Source organism: Moorena sp. SIO3A2, from assembly GCF_010672265.1.
GTDB classification, from domain to species: Bacteria; Cyanobacteriota; Cyanobacteriia; order Cyanobacteriales; family Coleofasciculaceae; genus Moorena; species Moorena producens.
The window spans coordinates 118,940-138,395 of the sequence record NZ_JAAHHC010000016.1 but is presented as its reverse complement, the minus strand read 5'-3'; the positions used below and the strand labels follow the sequence as shown (position 1 = coordinate 138,395).

The following is a 19,456-nucleotide window of genomic DNA, read 5'->3' as shown; positions in this document are numbered from 1 at the left end:
CTACTCCCTACTCCCTATTCCCTTAGATCCGGAAATGATATAAGAATGACAGAAGTTTTATCGGTATAGGTGCGTCAGTTCTGTTAGTGTATTTTTTATTGTTGAGTGTTGAAAAATTTGGGACTTAAGTATCTAAAAACGGGATTACTGGGACTAACGTTTAGCTTCACAGTTGCTTACCGAGCTGGGAGTCAAACCGTGCCAGTACCGGACTCGACTACAGGCAACCAAGAGGAAACCCAGGGGAATCCCCCTGAGCCTAATCCAGATAAGTTACCAGAGTCTCCCCAGTCTGATCCTCCTGGTAATTCAGCAGCCCAGGAGTTGGATTTAAGTCCAGAGGTAATCGAAGGCAGTCCGGTGCTACAGCGTTGGCTAGAGGAGGTGCCCGATGTTTGGCAGAATATTCGCCATCAACCCAGTTTTCGTACTCGGTTGCGGTTGGGTTACTCCCAGTTTCCCTCTAATGGACAAGCAGCAGGGGTGAATGTGGGAGTAGAAGATGTGTTTATTGGTAATTCTGGCTTAACGGTTAGTGGGGATTATCAGGCTTCCTTTAATGGTGAGCGAGAAACCTTTGGGGTAGATTTGCGGTATTATGTGCGGCCCTTAGGGAGTTATTTCAATATTGCCCCGATGGTAGGTTATCGCAATTTGGAGACTGATGGTTACTCTACCGATGGGGTAAATGTGGGAGCACGGTTGCTGTTGGTTTTGTCTCGCACTGGTGCCGCTGATATTTCCTTCACTCAGAGTTTTGTGTCTATTGGCAGTAGTGATGAGGTGGGGATAAGCAAGCTTTCCTTCGGTTATGCGATTACTCCCAATTTGCGGCTTGCTACGGATATTGAGAAACAGAATTCTATCGAAAATAAGGATAGTCGGGTGGGGATTGGGTTGGAATGGATGCCTTGAGATTTTGATAGGGTGGGTAGTGTGGCTTACAGGGGTAGGTTTTTTACATCTGGTTCGGGAGTCGGGAGTCGGGAGTCGGGAGTCGGGAATCGGGAGTCGGGAATCGGGAGCGATCGCGTAGCGTGACCTAGGGTCAATCGCACCAGCGCGGAAGCTTCGCTTCATCCCGTAGCGTGGCCATTCCCGTAGCGTGGCCTTTTGGCCAAGGCCAATCCCATTGATAGCGCTAGGTACAGAGAATAAAAAAATTCCCTGGATCAGGGAATTGAAAAGCAGATCAGCTAAAGGTTTGAGCAATGATTAGTGCCTTGAGTTGGTAAACACAATTACATCAATTGCTATCCCTATTCTATTAAGCTAACCAAGAGCGCGCTCGCGTAGCGTGGCCTACGGCCAATCGCATTTATCGATCCCATTAAGCTAACCCATTTAGGGATTTGATCTAAGCCATTTAGCTATAGCATTTACCTATAACATATCCAAATTGATCATGAAACCCAATGCTGATTTGTCATAACACCAAACAATCCTCGGATCTCTTTCCTACTATTCCCGATTCCCGATTCCCGATTCCCGATTCCCGATTCCCGATTCCCGATTCCCTCTCTCCCCTAAACTAAAACTCTACCGATGAAAACCAGTAATTTAGTCAAGTCTGAGCCTCCCTCCTCAGCAAAGCACCAAACACTTCCCAAGATTAATCTATTTACCATGTTCCGGCTTGGTCTATTCTATATGGGATTAGGGGTCTTGGCAGTGCTCACCCTAGGAGTGCTCAACCGAGTGATGATCGACGAGCTAGGTATTCCAGCCTCAATTACCGCGAACCTCCTAGCCATTTCGCTGTTTGTTGCCCCAGCCCGGGTATGGTTTGGTCAGCTCTCGGATACTAAACCCGTCTTTGGATATCACCGTACTGGTTACCTCTGGATGGGAAGCGGGTTATTTATGATTATCCTATCCTTAGCGGTACAAATCACCTGGCAATTGGGCAATCTCGTCCAAGGGGCTGGAGGTTGGACATGGTCAATTCCAGCCTATAGTTGGGTCGCTCTTGGGGCTCTAGTTTTTGGTCTATACGGTCTAGCCCTAAGTATGAGTTCCACTACCTTTTTTACCTTATTAGTGGATATTTCTGATCAAGACAACCGTGGCAAATTAATCGGTATTACCTGGTCAATGATGACTGTGGGTATTGCGATTGGGGGCATCAGCAGCAAAATTTTGCTGAAGCGATTAGATAATATTGATACATCCCTGGAAGTATTGCGGTCATCGATTACTGGACTGTTTTTCTTCGTACCCTTAATCGTCTTCGGGCTAGCGGTATTAGCCACCTTTGGAATCGAGAAAAAATACTCGCGCTATTCTTCCCGTTCTATCCTAGCGAATCGCGAAGACCAGATTACCTTGGGCCAATCCCTAAAACTATTAACGGCTAGTCCCCAAACTGGCCTGTTTTTCACCTTTTTGGTGATCATGACCATCAGCCTATTTCTCCAGGAAGCGGTGCTAGAACCCTATGGGGGAGAAGTCTTTAATATGTCAATTCCTGAAACTTCTCTACTGAATAGCTTTTGGGGGATTGGGATGTTGATGAGCTTGAGCGCCACTGGCTTTTTCCTAATTCCCAATTTGGGTAAGCGCAAAACCACTCAATTAGGCTGTCTAGCGGTATCTATGTGCTTTATCTTGATTATTATGTCAGGATTTACCGGAAATGCTCAGCTATTCAAGGTAACCTTACTCTTATTTGGTTTATCTACTGGTATCGCCACCACAGGAGCTCTCAGTTTGATGTTAGACCTAACCGCAGCAGAAGCGGCTGGCACCTTTGTGGGGGCATGGGGATTAGCGCAAGCCATGTCACGAGGCATAGCAGTAGCCAGCGGTGGTGTGATCCTTGATGTAGGTAGAGCAATTTTTACTACCCCAGTCTTGGCTTATGGTGTCGTGTTTGCTCTCCAATCGGCAGGGATGATAGTAGCAATTTGGTTCCTAGGTAAAGTGAATTTTCAGGAATTCCAAGATAATGCTAAAGATGCGATCGCTGCTGTGATGGAAGGGGATTTGGATGGTTGAAGGCAGAATTTAGAATTTAGAATTTAGAATGAAGAATGAAGAATGAAGAATGAAGAATGAAGAATGAAAAATCTAGAATTCTAACTTCTAACTTCTAACTTCTAACTTCTAACTTCTAACTTCTAACTTCTAAAATGCGATCGCTTTCTTGGTGCGCGTTCCCTATTGAGGTAAAAAGTCAGCTCAGATGAATTGTAGGGTGGGCAAAAACATTTTGGTTCACATCAGTCTTCTAGATAAGATAACTTTGCCCACCCTACTTTAATTGGTATTTTTTTTATAAGCAAGTCCCTAAAAAGTCAGCTCAGATTAATTGTAGGGTGGGCAGTGGGTACTTTGGCGATGGCAAGCACATGACTCGGTTTGATGCACTGCCCACCCTACATCTACTGTATGCACTATATGGTACAGTTCCGCTTAGGAAAGCTCGGGTTACCTGTGACCAGCACCCCTCCTCCTGCCAGGACCAAATGGATCAAGAGCATCATCAGGAGGGTAGAAGCCAGGCTTCTCCGGAGGGTTGCTAAATCGGCTGATTGGTTTCCCACAACCATTATTCACGCCCACCCAAATACCTTCAGGTATAGTCCATTTGTTGTTGTTGTGGCACTCAATGACTACATAAGCTCCCTTAGCTATTCTTAGGAAGTCACCAGGATAAAGTTCTTCACCTATCGATACAGGAATGGAAACGTTTTCAGGTAAGCGGAAGATCTTACCCACTCCCTGAGCTGTGTCCACAGTTCCTACAGGTAATTGATCGGCAATAACTTTATTGGTAAAACCTTGTGCAACGGTAATACCAACGATTGTCAAAGCAGCTACTATGTGTTTCATTGTTTATTGGGCAACTGTTTAGTTAAGCCAGTTTCTAAGCGCTGTCTAGCTTGGTCAATCCATTTGTCTTGATCTATATTATAACTGGAGGAATATCCCAGGCAAGATGCCCAATTATTCATGATTATTGCAGTATTATTGTCACCTGCTTCTTCTAGTACCTGGGCTAGCAAACAGTAAGCTGGTGCCTTTTCCTTATCTAAAGTAATAGCATCCTGGAGATGACGTTTTGCCTCAGCATAGCGATTTTGTTTTAGCCGAGCCCACCCCAGGTTTTTAAGCAAATAGTATTTCACTTGCTCATTGTCAGTATTCTCAGTTAGGTATAGACCTCTTAGTAACAAGGAACTAGCCTGATAATATTTTTTGTCGAGAATATACATTCTTCCTAAGTTATTATAAGCAACTTCAAAGTCATCTTGTACAGCAATTTTGTATTCAGATAAAGCCTTTTTATTTTCTTGTAGTTCCTCATAAACTAATCCTAATTTATAATGAGGTTCAACGTAGTCAGGATTTAGTACTAGTGCTCGTTTGTAGCTTGATATAGCAGCAGCAAATCGCGGAGGACTATTTTCATCAAAAATATATCCATCACCAATATTTTTGTAAACCACTGCAATGTGAGGTAACGACAAACGAACGGTAACAGAAACTAGTAAAAGACTGAAGGCAATACCACAACTTACTTCTTCCCACAAATATTTAGGAATATTCAAACGGGTAAGAGCACGTTTGATTGAATCCTGTCCAGCTTTTGTGAGAGCGCTTCTACCGGCCAATAGTGTTAAGACGCTTTGAGTAGCAGTAACAAAAGCCCCTACGGTATCTGGTCCACCAGTCAGAAAGCGTGAGGAAATGTCTACGGTTAAACTCAACGACGATGTTAGAAATACAACTGTCAGTATTTTCCCTAGCCAGTCAAGATAATCCCATCGATGCTTTGGAGGTTTGAAGAACCACCACCAAGCGTCTACTTTAGGGTTCAAAATAGAATGCCATTCAGTTAGATCTACTACTGTGGTAATCTTATTAGTCTCTTGCTTTAATCGGTTATCTAGATCGTTAACCTTAATCAAGCTTCCTGTAGGAATCTGTGATTGATTGCTTAATTCTGCTTGAACCGTATCACGAGCAGTCAAAACTTCTAGAACTATTTCTTTTGATGGCGAGCGGAAGGATCCCACTTTGGAAGAAACATACCGCATTAAGCTGTATGATCGTGATTCTACCGCCCACTTAAAAAGATATATTTGCCAAAATGGGATGCTCCCTGACGAGCTAGTGTCTTCAAGTTTAGTCAGTGCATCAGTATAACGTTGAATAGCAGACTCTAACTCTGACATAGCAGAATTATTATTAGGAGTTTCTCCTGGCATAAGCTGACTTGACATTTGATTTCCCTCTAATTTCAGCCTCCCGTTCCACCAACCTCCTCTCAAATTCAGCCATTGTCTGAATGATGGGAATGTTTTCAGCACAGCCAGGTATAAGCGCGATCGCATCAACAATCACATCAGTCTTTGACCTGCCAGTTTGCTCAACCTAGCAGCTATTGAGTTATGGGAGAAGGGTTGAAGGAATCCTAATGGCGATTTGAGGTTTAGTAATAGCATAAATCTAAAGTAGCGCTATTATACCAATTGTATGACTAAGTGTTGCTATTGCTGTATTAATTCTTAACATTACGGTAAATCACCTCTGGAGGTGTTTCTGCTCACCGACATCAACTAGTCCGTTGGTGGGCAGTGCTTAGTCAGGCGATTGACCGTAGGTCACGCTACGTGATGCTCCGTAGGAGCCGCTAAAAGCGATCGCAAACAAATGAATCGGTGTGATGCACTGCCCACTGACATGAACTAGTTAGTTATCAGTGGTGAGTTACCGATTACTGTCAATCGTAAGGTGGGCAGTGTGTACCAACCCGATGGCAAGCAAATGACTCTGTGTGATACACTGCCCACCCTACATCTAAATGATAGATTTACTGTGGCCAAGGGAGCAGGGAGCAGGGACTGAGGCCGTAGGCCACGCGGGGCGCGTGAGGCCGTTGGCCACGCTGCGCGAACGGAGCAGTGGAAAGAGGCAGTATTCAGAAAATTTTGTTAGTTGAATAGCCTCATTTCCCTTTTACAGTAAGCTTTATGAGTTTTTTAACTGGAAATTTAGCATAGCAGGTACTGAAGAACCATTTAACGGAGTTTTTAAGTGCTGTCTAGCTTGATAAAACCATTTGTTTTCATCTATATTATTAGTATTGGCATACTCATAGCAATATCCCCAATTATTAATTATTTCCGTGTTTTTTGTTTCCGTATTTTTTTCATCTGCTTCGTTTTTTTCAGCTTCTAATACCTGGGCTAGCAAACAGTAAGCTGGTGCCTTGTTATTATATAACTTCTTAGCATTCTCGAGATTATATTTTGCCTCATCATAGTACTTTTGTTCTAGCATAGCCCACCCCAGGTTTGTCAGCAAATTGTATTTCACTTCTTTATCATTGTCTTTATCATTTTCAGTCTCCTCATTAATTAGGTCTAGACCTCTTCGTAACCAAAAACTAGCCTGAGCATATTTTTGATCGATAATATACATTCTTCCTAACTTATTATAAGCAGGAATGAAGTTATCTTTCACAGCAATTTTGTATTGAGATAAAGCCTTTTGATTTTCTTGTAGTTCCTCATAAATTGTTCCTAAGTGATAATGAGATTCAGCGTAGTCAGGATTCAGGGCGACTGCTCGTTTGTAGTCTGATATGGCGGCAGCAAATTTCGGATGATTATGTTGAATGTCTTGATCACCAAGATGGTTGTAAAAATCGGCAATCTTAGGTAACAAAAAATAAACTATAACACAAATGAGGAAAAGACTGAAGGCAATACCACAAATTACTTCTTGCCAAAAATAGTTAGGAATATTCAAACGGGTAAGAGCATTTTTGATTAACTCCTGTCCAGTTTTTGTGAAAGCGGTTCTACCAACCAGTAGTGTTAGGACGCCCTCACTAGCAGTAACAAAAACCTCTAAGGTATCTGGTGCTCCACCACTCAGAAAGTGTTCCGAAATATCTACCGTTAAACTAAAAGACAATATGAGAAATACAATTGTCAGTATTTTCCATAGCCAATCCAGATAATCCCATCGATGCTTTGGAGGTTCAAGAAACCACCACCAAGCCTCTACGTTAGGGTTGAAAATAGCATGCCATTCAGTTAGATCTACTGTGGTAATCTTATTAGTATCTTGCTTTAATCGGTGATCTAGATCGTTAACCTTAATCAAGCTTCCTGTAGGAATCTGTGATTGATTGCTTAATTCTGCTTGAACGGTATCACGAGCAGTCAAAACCTCTAGAACTGTTTCTTTTGATGGCGAGCTAGCGTCTTCAAGTGTAGTAAGTGCATGAGTATAACGTTGAATAGCAGACTCTAACTTTGATATAGCAGAGTTAGTCTTAGGAGTTTCTTCTGGCATAAGCTGACTTGACGTCTGATTTCCCTCTAATTTCAGCCTCCCGTTCCACCAACCTCCTCTCAAATTCAGCCATTGTCTGAATGATGGGAATGTTTTCAGCACAGTCAAGGTAATTAGCGATCGCATCAACAATCACATCAGTCTTTGACCTGCCAGTTTGCTCAACCTAGCAGCTATTGAGTTATGGGAGAAGGGTTGGAGGAATCTTAATGGCAATTTGAGGTTTAGTAATAGCATAAATCTAAAGTAGAGATATTATACTACTTGTATCACTAAGTGTTGCTATTGCTGTATTAATTCTTAACATTACGGTAAATCACGTCTGGAGGTGTTTCTGCTCACCGACATCAACTAGTCCGTTGGTGGGCAGTGCTTAGTAAGGCGATTGACCGTAGGTCACGCTACGCGATGCTCCGTAGGAGCCGCTAAAAGCGATCGCAAACAAATGAATCGGTGTCATGCACTGCCCAGCCTACATTTACTCCCGGGTTTATTTTAAGGATTAGGCTGACGGCTGACAGCTGTTCGCGTAGCGTGAGCTTTTAGCTCACGGCTGAATGCTTAAGAGCAGGGAATAAGGGAATCACTCCTGAAGTGCTTGGCTCAACATCATTAAAGAATAAATTTGTTTTTCCTACATAAGCTTGATTAGGGAAAACAATAGTAGATTTTTCGGTAGCTAGGCAAATATTAGCAATGTAGCCAGCAATGCGACTGCAATAGAACATAACTGTCATCAGTTGATCAGGAATTCCTAGGTTTTTCCATAAAACACCAGAATAAAAATCTACGTTTGGTTTAATCTTATCGAAGTAAGGAATAGTATCTATTTGCTTATGCATTTCCCTCGCAATATGCATGAAAGTATCTCCCTTTCCTTCTTCAACCATTTGGTTGCAGATTTTGCTGAGAATTCTGGCTCTAGGGTCTATCCCTTTGAATTCAATATGTCCTAACCCAGGGATTTTCTGTTTTTGAGCCAGGGATTGCTGGATATAATTTCTGATCTTGTCTTCTAGGTCTCCATCAGCAGCAGCAATTTCCTGAAACATCTGCAACACCCTGAAATTAGCGCCCCCATGTTTGTCTCCAGACAAGGCGTTTAAGGCGGAGATTAAACTTCTCCACATTCCCGTACCATTGCTAATATTTTGTTTAGCAGCAAATGTTGAAGGACTCAAGCCAGCGTCTGCATGCAACACCATCAGTGTATCCATCAAAGAGCGTTGCTCATCGGTTACTTTACCGAAACCGCAGATCATCCCCAGGAGATTATTGATATAATCATAATTTTGTCCATAACAGCCAACGTCTTGGGGCAATACCAAAGGCTGCTGTTTGACATGTTGTAGGATCATCCCTACCAGAATAGGAGTTATGGCAAGAGCCTTCAATATTGCTTCCAACTGTTCGCCTTGATTCCGTAAAGGCAAAGAACATTCTCCGGAAAGATAGGATAATCCAGAACTTAGAATAGCGACGGGATTAGCATGGGGAGAAAAGGAAGAGATTACACTCTTGAGTCCCTTAATAATTTTCTGATCCAGAAGAGAGTTTTTGGCCAGTTGCTCCTTAAACCATTGTTTTTCCTCTTGGCTGGGGAGATGTGATTCATATAACAAAATAATGGTATCTAAGTAATCGCAATTATCGACTACTAATTGGATCGGAATCCCCCGGTAGTATAATTCTAGAGCTCCGGCATCTAAATAACTTAGACTGGCTAATTCAGTAGTTGTGTGCCTGAGTTCGGAATCGTAAATTTGATAGCCTGTAGTTTTTGCTACTGTTTTCCCACAGATTAGTGTTTGTCCTGTCTTGGTCAAGTATATGGGAATAGGGTGAGATGAACCATCGGGTAAGATGATAGTGAGATGAGAATGTTCCATTTTTACAATCACCTAATAATCCTATCGATCAGCTAACTTCAGAGCTATCAAAAAACATCTCAAAATGGATCCAAAAGCCCACAAATTAGTATGGGTTTATACTAACTTATAGATTCTTGGTATCAAGAGATACAAAGTTTTGCTATAACTAGCAACTTTTGTGATTAGCATCCACTCCAAATATAGCATATTGTAAACAAAAATAAACACGATCAGCCAAAAATTGTTTATGGTGAGAATAAAAGAAAATTTTACAGTCAACAATTTTGGCTAGATTTTGGTAATTAAGACCCCTTATGTCCAAAGACAATACGGAAACGTTTCATCTTCGCTTTCTGCGATTAGCTACTGTCAATATCCTCTCCAACATCGCGATTCCCTTAGCAGGGTTAGTAGATACCGCATTTTTGGGACACTTAGCAGATATTAACTATTTAGCTGGGGTTGCTCTAGCTACAGTTATCTTCAACTTGGTGTATCGCAACTGTAACTTTCTGCGGATGGGAACTACCGGCCCAACGGCTCAAGCGGAAGGACGCTTTGACCAAGATGGAATTACGTTAGTACTTCTACGTAATGGTTTAATTGCTTTAACCCTCGGAATACTCATTATCTTGTTGCAATATCCCCTTAGAGAAATTGGCTTTAGCCTACTCAGCGCTGCACCTGAGGTTAAAGCTGCTGGACAAGATTACTTTAATGCTCGGATTTGGGGAGCGCCTGCAACCCTACTCAACTTGGTCTTAATCGGGTGGTTTCTAGGCCGGGAAAAGAGCACCAAAGTATTGGTTTTGTCAGCTATTGGCAATGGAGCGAATATTATACTGGATTACCTGCTGATTATCCGTTGGGGCTGGGCAAGTGCAGGGGCTGGATTTGCTACGGCGGCTGGCCAGTATCTGATGTTACTTATGGGCATGATTTTCATAGCTACAGAAAATGGCTATCCTCAAATGCTAGCGCTAGTAGACAGGATTTTCGACCTAGAGGCTATAAAATCGACTTTTAAGTTGAATGGAAATATCTGGATACGCTCTATTGCTTCAACCATCACCATTGCTGCCTTTACTGATTTGAGTGCTTATTTGGGCACGATGGTGCTAGCTATCAATACTTTACTGTTGCAGGTGATGATCGTGACCTTCTACTTTATTGAAGGATTATCCTTTGCGACGGAAAGTATAGCAGGGAACTTTCGCGGTCAAGGCTTGACCAACAAATTTCCTTCTCTGTTGCGCCTATCTGGAGCAAGCAGCCTCGGCATAGGACTAACCATAGCTTCCTTATTTGTCCTCCTGCCAGATCCTCTGTTTGGGTTGATGACCAATCATGGAGAGGTAATTGACGAACTTCACCATTATCTTCTGTGGCTACTTCCCTTTCTAGGACTGAGTTCTATGGCTTTTATGTTAGATGGGTATTTTTTGGGCTTAACTGAAGGAGCTCTGCTTCGCAAAGGTGTTGTAACCGGTAGTCTTGTTGGTTTTCTCCCTGTAGCTGTAGCATCTTGGTGGTTCCACAGTAGTCAAATCTTATGGCTGGCTATGTGTTGTTATATGGGAGTAAGAGCCTTAGCCCTGGCAGTTCAAGTCCCAAAAACCATGAGGTCTGAGAATATTTAATCCCAGGAGTGTTGAATAGGGAAGAGTGTGGGGAGATGGGGAGATGGGGAGATGGGGAGATGGGAAGATGGGGAGATAGGAAAGATTTTGATAGTGTTTATCATAGTTATGAGGTACAGGAAGTACAGTCAAGTGTCTTACCCCGATTCCCGATTCCCGACTCCCGACTCCCGACTCCCGATTCTAAATTCTAAATTCTAAATTCTAACTTCCCTACTCCCTACTCCCTTTCCAAAAAAGTACTTGACAAATCTACCTAGTAGTAGGTAGTATAAAGTCATGAAACAGAAAACTGCTCAACAAATCCTAGACGTAGCTCAATCGATGGTGCGCAACCGAGGCTACAGCGCCTTTAGTTACGCCGACATTGCCCAAGAAATAGGTATCCGTAAGGCTAGTATCCATTACCATTTTCCCGCTAAGGATGATTTGGTAAAGGAATTAGTGAAACGATACCAAAAAAACTTCGCACGGAAATGTTTTGAGATTGAGCAACAGGAAACAACCCCCCAAGCACAATTGAGAGAGTTTGTGAATCTCTATCGAGATGGTTTGCAAGACAATAAAATTTGTTTGTGTGGAATGTTGACAGCAGATTTAAGTGTTTTAAATTCCGAAATCCAAGCAGAGATCAGAAGTTTCTTTTCTGTCACTGAATCTTGGTTAGCCAGACTATTGCACCGTGGCTGTGAAACCGAGGCTTGGCAGTGTAGCCAATCGGTAGAAGTGGAAGCAAAAATGCTACTTTCCATGTTACAAGGAGCGCAATTATTAGCCCGTGTTGCAGAAGATAGTAGTGCTGCTTTTGATCAGATTACTGGTGCATGTCTGGAAGAGAAGCTATCAGCCATCAGCTATCAGCCATCAGCTATCAGCCATTAGCTATCAGCGGTCAGCTTATGCGCTACGCGCACGCTACTTGAGGTGCTATCAGCCATTAGCTATCAGCCATTGGCTAAGCTACTTGAGGTGCTTTTGAATAAAATAAGCTGACCGCTAACCGCTGACCGCTGACCGCTGACCGCTGACCGCTGACCGCTGACCGCTGACCGCTAATCAAGGAATAATTTTTTTTATTTTAATATCTACCTTTTAGTAGGTAAGTAAATATAATCAATCAATTAAGGAGATAATCATGACACAAGCATTTGCGGGACAAAAAATCATTGTTGTTGGTGGCACCAGTGGTATGGGTAAAGCGGTTGCTCAATTAATTCTTGAGCAAGGTGGTGCTGCGGTTTTAATTGGCTCACGTCAGCCTAAACTGGAAGAAGCAGTAACGGAACTTAGTCAATATGGAACGGTAGTGGGTGAGTTAGCTAATATCTCTGATCCACAGATGAGAAATGCTTTAATTGATCGTTTAAATGTCAATCATAGCGATGCCACATTACTAGTAAATTCAGCAGGAGTGTTTCTCCCTAAACCGTTCATTGAGTATGAATAAAAAGATTATGACCTCTATTTGGATATCAATAAAGGAACCTTTTTCATCACTCAGGGGATTGTCAAAAATATGATTAAGAATGGCAAGGCTGGTGCGATCGTTAATATTGGTTCGATGTGGGCGAAACAAGCGATAGAAGCTACTCCGTCTTCTGCCTATTCTATGGCTAAAGCTGGTTTACACTCCCTAACCCAACATTTAGCCATGGAACTAGCAAAACATAATATTCGAGTTAATGCGGTATCTCCGGCGGTAGTAGAAACTCCCATTTACGAAGGTTTCATCCCCAAAGAACAAGTCCATTCTGCCCTAGAAGGATTCAATAGTTTCCATCCCATTGGCAGAGTAGGAACACCTACAGATGTTGCTGAAGCTGTGGTTTATCTACTTTCTGAGAAAGCCAGTTGGGTGACTGGCGCGGTCTGGGATGTAGATGGTGGTGTGATGGCTGGACGCAATCAGTATAACTAGATTTGAGAATCCTCCGGGCTTCAGGCAATAGTTATAGCGCTACGCGCAAGGCAAAAGGCAAGAGGCAAGAGGCAAAAGTTGACTAAAAAAGCTTTTATCAATGTCCTCACCTTCATGGGTAGTGCTATAGCGATCGCTTTTTTTTGAGTAAACGTTAACCTTGCTTTTAGGGAGCAGGGAGCAGGGAGCAGGGAGCAGGGAGTAGGGAGCAGGGAGTAGGGAAGAAGTAAAAAATCATCTCTACCTCATCAGTATGGAAAACGTTTAATTTACAAATTAAATGGATTAATAATTGTTATTTTTTTATTTAAAATTGACTACATAAATCCAAATTTTTAATTTAAAATCTCCCATTATCTAAAACTACTTTTTCCCTCTTAGCACACTCCTACTTATCCGGACAATACCCACACTTTACTCCCTATTTACCTTAAAAAAAAATTGATAAAATCTCTTGACAAATAAAATTATAATAATTATGATTATAGTATGTTAATCAATTGAAGTTGTTAATCATGTTTACAGACTTTGTTCCGAATCCTGACAATAATCCAGAGTATCTAATTCCGGGGAATACTTCTCAGATTTTTTTCGGGAAGAAAGAACCGGTTGAGCACAGGCTTAAGGGCTCCCGTAAGGCAGTAATGAATACTATCTATTCCCTGTATACCCAGGGCTACGCACAACTTTATGAGTGGACTCCTCTTGAGCCGAGTGGCATTCCTGGAGAAGTGATTAGTACTTTGACCAGGTACCTAATTCTGGATTAAGATTTTAAGCAGCTGGGGGGTTTTCCCCCTAGCTATAAGACCAGGTCTAATCAAGTAGGATAAGGATTGGACTGGTCATGGAACAAAGTCACATAACATAAGTAGTGAAATCGACTTACTGTGGATTTCCGCCAGCCGTGGAAATAATTTCTACGGCTATTTTTTTTATGGTTAGCAGAAGGTTAGCAGGTTGAAGGTTAGCAGGTTGAAGGTTAGAAGGTTTAAGGTTAGGAGTTTGTTCGCGAAGCGTGGCCTTTTGGCCAAGGTTAGGATGTTGAAGGTTAGAAGGTTGAAGGTTAAAAGGTTGAAGGTTAGCAGGTTTAAGGTTAGGATGTTGTTCGCGAAGCGTGGCCTTTTGGCCAAGGTTAGCAGGTTGTTCGCGAAGCGTGGCCTTTTGGCCAAGGTTTACTGTTGAAGGTGATCAGAATCTACATTCCGCACTTCAAAATCTAGTATCAAAGAAATCTAAAAAAGACTCCCAACTAATGACTAACCACAATCCTAAATTACTGGAAAGCAAAATAGCAGAAGTCAAGCGGCTCCTTAAAGAGAGGATTCAACTACACGTAAACGATCCCAGAGTCACCGATTACGGGGAAAAATTAACCGAGGTAATTGGTTCGGATCTTATAACGGCTAAGGCTATACTCAATGCCTGTGACCAAGAGGAGCTGTTCTGGGTCAGTGAAGTCTTCGAGGATATCTCTGCCAAGCTTCAATCCCGCTCCTTTGTACTATTCTTGATGGAACTGGATGAGAAATACCCAGACATACATATGGAAGGAGAAATCAAGTACGCCAAATTAGTCATTGGTTGGAAAGACTCTTAACATGCATAAAGTGCGCCTTAGCCTGTAGGTTTGGTTGAGGTACCAAACCCAACATTTGCACTAGCTTTGTTGGGTTTAATTAATTACAAAGCGTCAGTAGTCAGGGGCGAAATTTGAAGAAGGTGGGTTACGGTGCGGATAAAAACTGATTGGTAATTCCTCAAAATCATGGCCGCACCTAACCCACCCTACGAACTTAATAAAAATCTCCCCATCTCCCCATCTCCCCACACTCCTATTTCTTCACTCCAGACTGCACCCGCCACAGCATGGCATAAATTCCCTGTTGCTCTAACAACTTTTCATGTCGTCCTTGCTCTACTAATTTGCCTTGGTCGATTACATAAATACAATCAGCATTGCGGACTGTGGACAACCGATGAGCGATCGCAATGGTTGTGCGATTTTGGGTAATCTTTTCTAGGGAGCGCTGAATGGCGGCTTCGGTTTCATTATCAACGGCGGAGGTGGCTTCATCTAGAATCAAGATTGGGGGGTCTTTCAATAGTGCTCGTGCGATCGCAATTCGTTGCTGTTGTCCTCCAGATAGTTTCTGACCCCGCTCTCCCACAATGGTGTCATAGCCTTGGGGCAGTTCCATGATAAATTCATGGGCTTCTGCGGTCTTAGCGGCAGCAACTATTTCCTCGGTGGTGGCATCAAAGGTGCCGTAGGTGATATTCTCTTCTACGGTGCCGTGGAATAAAAATACATCCTGGCTAACTAGACCAATGGCATGGCGTAAGTCTTTGAGCTTGAGCTGTCTGATGTCAATTCCATCAAGAGTGATCGAACCTGCTTGGATTTCGTAGAGTCTTAATAACAGTTTGACTAAGGTACTTTTACCAGACCCTGTGGAACCTACTATGGCGATAGTCTTGGTGGCGGGAATGTGAAGGGATAGGTTTTGTACCACAGGGGGGCGATTACGGTAGGCAAATGTGACATTATTTAATACTAATTCCCCCTTAACCTCAGACCTAGGTAATGGTGTATCCCCAGAGTGCATGGCAATTGGGGTATCCAGCAGATTCATTACCCTAGTGGTGGATGCCATGGCCCGTTGATACTGATCGAGGGTGTTACCCAGTCGAGTTAATGGCCACAGCAAGCGCTGAGTCATGAAAACTAAGACACTGTAGGTGCCTACTGCTAGTTCCCCGGCGGCTGCGGACTTACCACCGTAGAGCAGAATTCCGGTAAACCCAAATAGGATTAACATCCGAATCAAGGGGACAAAGGCAGCAGAAAATGCGATCGCTTTCTGGTTACTGTGCTGATACCCTAGACTTTGTCTCTCAATCCGCTTAGTTTCATAGTCTTCCGCTGTAAAGCTTTTAATGGTAGTAATCCCAGTTAGATTATTAGCTAACTGTCCATTGAGTAACCCTACCTTTTCCCGCACTGCTGCATAACGGGGAGCAAGCAGACCTTGAAAGGTAATCGAACCCCAGAGGATAAAGGGGATAGGGATCAGAGTTATCCAAGCTACATTGGGAGCAACGATAAAGAAGCCCGCACTGACAATAATAATGCTTGTGGTTACTTGAAGAATTTCGTTGGCACCAATATCCAGAAAGCGTTCTAGTTGGTTGATATCATCACTGAGGATAGACATCAATCCCCCTGTACTACTATCTTCAAAATACGCTAGTTCCAACAATTGCAGATGAGAGTAAGCATCTAGGCGCAATTCGTGTTGAATGGTTTGAGCCAGATTCCGCCATAATCGTTGGTAAGTATATTGAAAGACCGATTCCAATCCCCAAACAATAAAGCTGAGGAATCCTAGGAATACCAGTTGGCTAAAGATATCCGTTACTCCTAGATGGGCAATCAAGGAATCTTGTTGTTTGACCACCACATCCACTGCCATCCCAATCAAGACCGGAGGGGCTAAGTCAAAGATTTTGTTGAGGATTGAGCATGCGATCGCTTTCCAGATTAGGGAACGATGGGGCTGAGCGTAACCAATCAGCCGCTGGATGGGAGAGTTAGAATGCTTACGCTGATTTGGTTTTGACGTTAACCTTGAATTGAAAACGGTAATTAACACGACTTGGCAAGAATTAGAGTATTTTAGCAAAAGTGAGATACACCCTGCTAGAATACCCTAGTCAATTATCCAGGAGAGAAGTGTTTACTATATAACTCAGGTTTTGGGATACCACTTCATTCCCTCTAGCTCCATACTTGCTTTGTGCGGGACTTGCCGCCCCCCAAGTCGCGAGACAACTTTTGAACCGGTTCACCTGCCAAGCGTTGATGGGCATCGTCTAAAAGAGCAGGAATTTTATCCGCGTGAGGGCTATGGCGCAAACAGTCGCTTAAATCAATTTCCTTGATATTTTCAGCCCTAGTACCGGGATGCCAGAAATCGGCATAGCCAAGGAGGTTGTACCGCATTTTTGCATATTCAACCAGGTCATAGGCGATCGCCAGATTTCTTAACCACAGAATCATCGGTATATTAATCCCTTTGGGAGTTTTATGATGAGGAGGCAAACCAATATGCCAGGTACGCCACCACTCTTCTCCCAAACGAGCGATCGCCGCCTTCTCCAAACGCTCCACAATGGGTGGTAAAATTTCCTCTGCCCGATCTAACAAATCCAATACCTGAACATGTGCGTCAAAATCCGACGGTCGTGCAGCCCCCAAACTCAGCGTCTTGACCTGATGATGGCTCAGACAAAACAGATCGTTAAACATCATAGGATGAAGGGGATGGCACAATTCCACCAAACGCTTGGGTGGAGTATGCAACATTCCCCCTTTATCCGAGGGGCTAATAATAAATACCCCCATGTCATGACGATCGGCAGCTTCGATGGCTGGCCAGTTGAATTGATTGATGTAGTACCAGTGCAGGTTAACGTAGTCAAAGCGATCAGTTTCAATGGCTTGAACAATTAGCTCGGTTGGCCCATGAGTTGCAAAGCCGATAAATCGAGCCTTCCCTTGTTTTTGTAACTCCCGCGCCCGATCTAGGCACCCTCCGGGACACAAGCTATCTTTGAAGGCTTGGGGATCATTGATTCCATGTAGGGTCAGCAGGTCAAGATAGTCTACCTGCAAAAGAGATAAAGATTTTTCAACTTGACGCTGAAATTCTTGGGAATCTGAAATGGGGGTAATTTTCGTTTGAATTAGCACTTGGTCTCTAGGTAACTTAGAAAGCGCCCATCCCAACTGCATTTCAGAGGTTCCATAGGTACGACTTGTTTCAAAATGATTAATTCCCACTTCGAGGGAACGACGAATAATAGCTTCTAAATTTATCTGATTTTTTTCGGGAATTTCTGAGGGAGAAAGCTCATCCCAGGTGCAGTGAAACCGCATGCCGCCGCAGGAAAAAACGGGCATTTGCAACTCAGTTCGCCCAAATCTTCGATATTTCATCACTCGCTACTCAATTTCAATTCTTATAATTAAAAGATTTGGCATCCTTACCAGTATAGTTCATAACGATATCAGCCTAAGCGCAAGAAAAAATGGCTCATAATATGCATTGGACTAGATATCGGTTGATCGTGGATCGAAACCCCTATAATCTCGTAGGACTTTAGAAGCAACAGAGTTAATTTGTTAATAGTTTCTCGGTTTTTGTATCAATAAGCCTAGGCTTATTGATGCTTGGGCTTACCCGTGAGGGATATACTTTATTTTTTAATCAACAGACTCTAACTATAATATCCCTAGACTATAATTCATCAACAAACTAACCATTGAATACTCCTAGCCACGCCATTATTAACCTTGCTGTTTTGAATCACCAGGCTCAAATTCAGGCAGCTTTACCGATTACAATTGGTGCTATTTTACCCGATGCACCAATTTTTATCCTTTATATCTGGGCAAAATTAATTCGTCGTCAACCAGAGTCCCAGATTTGGTCACAAACCTACGAATTGCCCTTTTGGCAGAACCTTGTTGCTACCTTTCATTCCCTGCCCCTAGCCCTGTGTGGAGTGATGATCAGCCATTACTGGGGATGGCAACTTTGGGAAATTCTTTGTTGGAGTATGATACTGCACTCCTTATTAGATTTACCAGTTCACAACGATGATGCTCACCGGCACTTTTTTCCTGTTAGTAACTATCGTTTTATTAGTCCTTTCTCTTACTGGGACCCCAAGCATCATGGTTATACCGTATCCACAGTGGAAAAATTGTTGGTGTTAGTAGCAACAATTTTTACTTTCTCTATAATTCACTCTTGGATAGGTAAAAGCTTACTAATTGTTGTGAATGTGTTGTACCTGATAGCATTTTTATATTTAGTTAAGTCCAAAGTCGTAGAATTGCTATATCCATCAATTAGTAGTTAATCTACCAAAAAAATATATCCCACATTCCTCACGAAGTGAAGAATGTGGGTTCAGATTCAAACGGTAAGCAATAGCCTACCCTAGGTAATCAAAATTCCACTAATGCCTAGTGCTATCATGCTTAGTGCTAATTAGAACGATGTGATGTACAACTTGCCAGTATTATTGTCGATTACAATACTTTGTAAATCTGCACCATCAGGAGCAGTAGAAGCATCAGGAAGTTCAGTGATCTGAATGGTAATTGGATTCTTTGAAGTAGAGTATATTTTCAGAGGGCGATTCTTAGTATCGATATTATTGATACTGCTGTATGCTCCTATAATCATGTACTTTGTAGCATTTCCAGTTACACCCAATTCAACACGTGGTCCTGTAGTTTCAGAGTCAGAAAATCGTGCCTGATATCCAGCATTGGCTGGGGATGCAGCACCAAGCAAGGTAAAGCATACCAACAATAACGAAACCACAAGAGATGCAATTTTTTTCATGATTATTTTATCCATTTTTTTCCATGGGGTACCTAACAGTAATTATTACCAATTCGGCTTCGCCAAAAAATATATTTTGGGATATATCCAGAAATAGTTTTGGGAGTATTTCGATGCCAACACTGGTTATATAATTAACCGCCAAAACCAAACTATCAAAGCCTAGAGAGTATGTCAAGCTACAGCGGTTTGCAATTAAATTAAGTAGTTCTGGTTTTTTAGGGAGTTTATGTAGGGTGGGCAGTGCTATAAATAGATAACATAAGCAAGTCAATCCCGTTGCTAGGCACTGCC

General features: G+C 42.6%; 16 protein-coding genes and 1 pseudogene. 9 read left to right on the top strand and 8 right to left on the bottom strand.

The features are described 5' to 3' along the window. The first annotated feature begins 105 nt into the window (after positions 1–105). Both F6K64_RS19900 and F6K64_RS19895 read left to right on the top strand, forming a co-directional pair. The gene (locus F6K64_RS19900) at positions 106–915 is read left to right on the top strand and encodes a hypothetical protein (protein ID WP_008190056.1); all 810 of its coding nucleotides are present in this window, start codon (positions 106–108) and stop codon (positions 913–915) included. A gap of 630 nt (positions 916–1,545) precedes the next feature. Next, positions 1,546–2,997, top strand: coding sequence for a BCD family MFS transporter (locus F6K64_RS19895; RefSeq protein ID WP_008190057.1), 1,452 nt, complete (start codon positions 1,546–1,548; stop codon positions 2,995–2,997). Between the two features lie 432 nt (positions 2,998–3,429). Here F6K64_RS19895 and F6K64_RS19890 read toward each other — a convergent pair whose 3' ends face one another. The 4 genes from F6K64_RS19890 to F6K64_RS19875 all read right to left on the bottom strand — a co-directional run bounded on the left by F6K64_RS19890 (position 3,430) and on the right by F6K64_RS19875 (position 9,200). Continuing rightward, positions 3,430–3,834: a hypothetical protein gene (locus tag F6K64_RS19890; RefSeq protein WP_008190060.1), complete on the bottom strand. Its 405-nt coding sequence runs from the start codon at positions 3,832–3,834 to the stop codon at positions 3,430–3,432. Further along, positions 3,831–5,228: a tetratricopeptide repeat protein gene (locus F6K64_RS19885; RefSeq protein WP_229414760.1), complete on the bottom strand. Its 1,398-nt coding sequence runs from the start codon at positions 5,226–5,228 to the stop codon at positions 3,831–3,833. Before F6K64_RS19885 ends, F6K64_RS19890 begins: the two co-directional genes overlap by 4 nt. Before the next feature lie 748 nt (positions 5,229–5,976). Beyond that, a complete protein-coding gene (locus F6K64_RS19880; protein WP_008190065.1) occupies positions 5,977–7,311 on the bottom strand; it encodes a tetratricopeptide repeat protein in 1,335 nt (444 codons plus the stop codon). 542 nt (positions 7,312–7,853) lie between these two features. Continuing rightward, positions 7,854–9,200 (bottom strand): citrate/2-methylcitrate synthase, encoded by a 1,347-nt coding sequence (locus F6K64_RS19875; protein ID WP_008190068.1) that lies wholly within the window; start codon positions 9,198–9,200, stop codon positions 7,854–7,856. Positions 9,201–9,496: 296 nt separating this feature from the next. Here F6K64_RS19875 and gntT point away from each other — a divergent pair, with 296 nt between their 5' ends. The 5 genes and pseudogenes from gntT to F6K64_RS19850 all read left to right on the top strand — a co-directional run bounded on the left by gntT (position 9,497) and on the right by F6K64_RS19850 (position 13,510). Then, entirely contained in the window at positions 9,497–10,822 is a 1,326-nt protein-coding gene (gene gntT, locus F6K64_RS19870) for a guanitoxin biosynthesis MATE family efflux transporter GntT (RefSeq protein ID WP_287266136.1), read from the top strand. A 35-nt stretch (positions 10,823–10,857) separates the two neighbouring features. Next, a complete protein-coding gene (locus F6K64_RS19865) occupies positions 10,858–11,016 on the top strand; it encodes a hypothetical protein (RefSeq protein WP_165691801.1) in 159 nt (52 codons plus the stop codon). A gap of 85 nt (positions 11,017–11,101) precedes the next feature. Beyond that, entirely contained in the window at positions 11,102–11,704 is a 603-nt protein-coding gene (locus F6K64_RS19860; protein ID WP_287266134.1) for a TetR/AcrR family transcriptional regulator, read from the top strand. A 253-nt stretch (positions 11,705–11,957) separates the two neighbouring features. Next, positions 11,958–12,740 (top strand): annotated as a pseudogene (locus F6K64_RS19855) (SDR family NAD(P)-dependent oxidoreductase). Between the two features lie 515 nt (positions 12,741–13,255). Continuing rightward, the gene (locus F6K64_RS19850; RefSeq protein WP_287266132.1) at positions 13,256–13,510 is read left to right on the top strand and encodes a hypothetical protein; all 255 of its coding nucleotides are present in this window, start codon (positions 13,256–13,258) and stop codon (positions 13,508–13,510) included. A gap of 171 nt (positions 13,511–13,681) precedes the next feature. Here F6K64_RS19850 and F6K64_RS19845 read toward each other — a convergent pair whose 3' ends face one another. After that, complete coding sequence (locus tag F6K64_RS19845; protein ID WP_131826869.1) at positions 13,682–13,912, bottom strand: hypothetical protein; 231 nt, start codon at positions 13,910–13,912, stop codon at positions 13,682–13,684. Positions 13,913–13,995: 83 nt separating this feature from the next. On the opposite strand from F6K64_RS19845, the gene F6K64_RS19840 reads away from it, so the two are divergent. Continuing rightward, positions 13,996–14,340, top strand: coding sequence for a hypothetical protein (locus tag F6K64_RS19840; protein WP_287263247.1), 345 nt, complete (start codon positions 13,996–13,998; stop codon positions 14,338–14,340). A gap of 235 nt (positions 14,341–14,575) precedes the next feature. On the opposite strand, the gene F6K64_RS19835 is transcribed toward F6K64_RS19840, so the two are convergent. Further along, positions 14,576–16,390 (bottom strand): ABC transporter ATP-binding protein, encoded by a 1,815-nt coding sequence (locus F6K64_RS19835; protein WP_287266155.1) that lies wholly within the window; start codon positions 16,388–16,390, stop codon positions 14,576–14,578. A gap of 131 nt (positions 16,391–16,521) precedes the next feature. Then, a complete protein-coding gene (locus tag F6K64_RS19830; RefSeq protein ID WP_287266129.1) occupies positions 16,522–17,742 on the bottom strand; it encodes an aldo/keto reductase in 1,221 nt (406 codons plus the stop codon). Between the two features lie 326 nt (positions 17,743–18,068). Between F6K64_RS19830 and F6K64_RS19825 the strand changes: the two genes are divergently transcribed. After that, positions 18,069–18,671 carry a hypothetical protein gene (locus tag F6K64_RS19825; RefSeq protein WP_008190084.1) on the top strand — a complete coding sequence of 201 codons (603 nt, stop codon included), beginning with the start codon at positions 18,069–18,071 and terminating at the stop codon, positions 18,669–18,671. Positions 18,672–18,802: 131 nt separating this feature from the next. On the opposite strand, the gene F6K64_RS19820 is transcribed toward F6K64_RS19825, so the two are convergent. After that, complete coding sequence (locus F6K64_RS19820; RefSeq protein ID WP_287250176.1) at positions 18,803–19,162, bottom strand: hypothetical protein; 360 nt, start codon at positions 19,160–19,162, stop codon at positions 18,803–18,805. Between the last annotated feature and the right edge of the window lie 294 nt (positions 19,163–19,456).

Bases quoted from the DNA above. Each gene is read 5' to 3' on its own strand.
- F6K64_RS19895 (WP_008190057.1), top strand. From the start codon at position 1,546: ATGAAAACCAGTAATTTAGTCAAGTCTGAGCCTCCCTCCTCAGCAAAG.
- F6K64_RS19890 (WP_008190060.1), bottom strand. From the start codon at position 3,834: ATGAAACACATAGTAGCTGCTTTGACAATCGTTGGTATTACCGTTGCA.
- F6K64_RS19885 (WP_229414760.1), bottom strand. From the start codon at position 5,228: ATGTCAAGTCAGCTTATGCCAGGAGAAACTCCTAATAATAATTCTGCT.
- F6K64_RS19880 (WP_008190065.1), bottom strand. From the start codon at position 7,311: ATGCCAGAAGAAACTCCTAAGACTAACTCTGCTATATCAAAGTTAGAG.
- F6K64_RS19875 (WP_008190068.1), bottom strand. From the start codon at position 9,200: ATGGAACATTCTCATCTCACTATCATCTTACCCGATGGTTCATCTCAC.
- gntT (WP_287266136.1), top strand. From the start codon at position 9,497: ATGTCCAAAGACAATACGGAAACGTTTCATCTTCGCTTTCTGCGATTA.
- F6K64_RS19865 (WP_165691801.1), top strand. From the start codon at position 10,858: ATGGGGAGATGGGGAGATGGGGAGATGGGAAGATGGGGAGATAGGAAA.
- F6K64_RS19860 (WP_287266134.1), top strand. From the start codon at position 11,102: ATGAAACAGAAAACTGCTCAACAAATCCTAGACGTAGCTCAATCGATG.
- F6K64_RS19850 (WP_287266132.1), top strand. From the start codon at position 13,256: ATGTTTACAGACTTTGTTCCGAATCCTGACAATAATCCAGAGTATCTA.
- F6K64_RS19840 (WP_287263247.1), top strand. From the start codon at position 13,996: ATGACTAACCACAATCCTAAATTACTGGAAAGCAAAATAGCAGAAGTC.
- F6K64_RS19830 (WP_287266129.1), bottom strand. From the start codon at position 17,742: ATGAAATATCGAAGATTTGGGCGAACTGAGTTGCAAATGCCCGTTTTT.
- F6K64_RS19820 (WP_287250176.1), bottom strand. From the start codon at position 19,162: ATGAAAAAAATTGCATCTCTTGTGGTTTCGTTATTGTTGGTATGCTTT.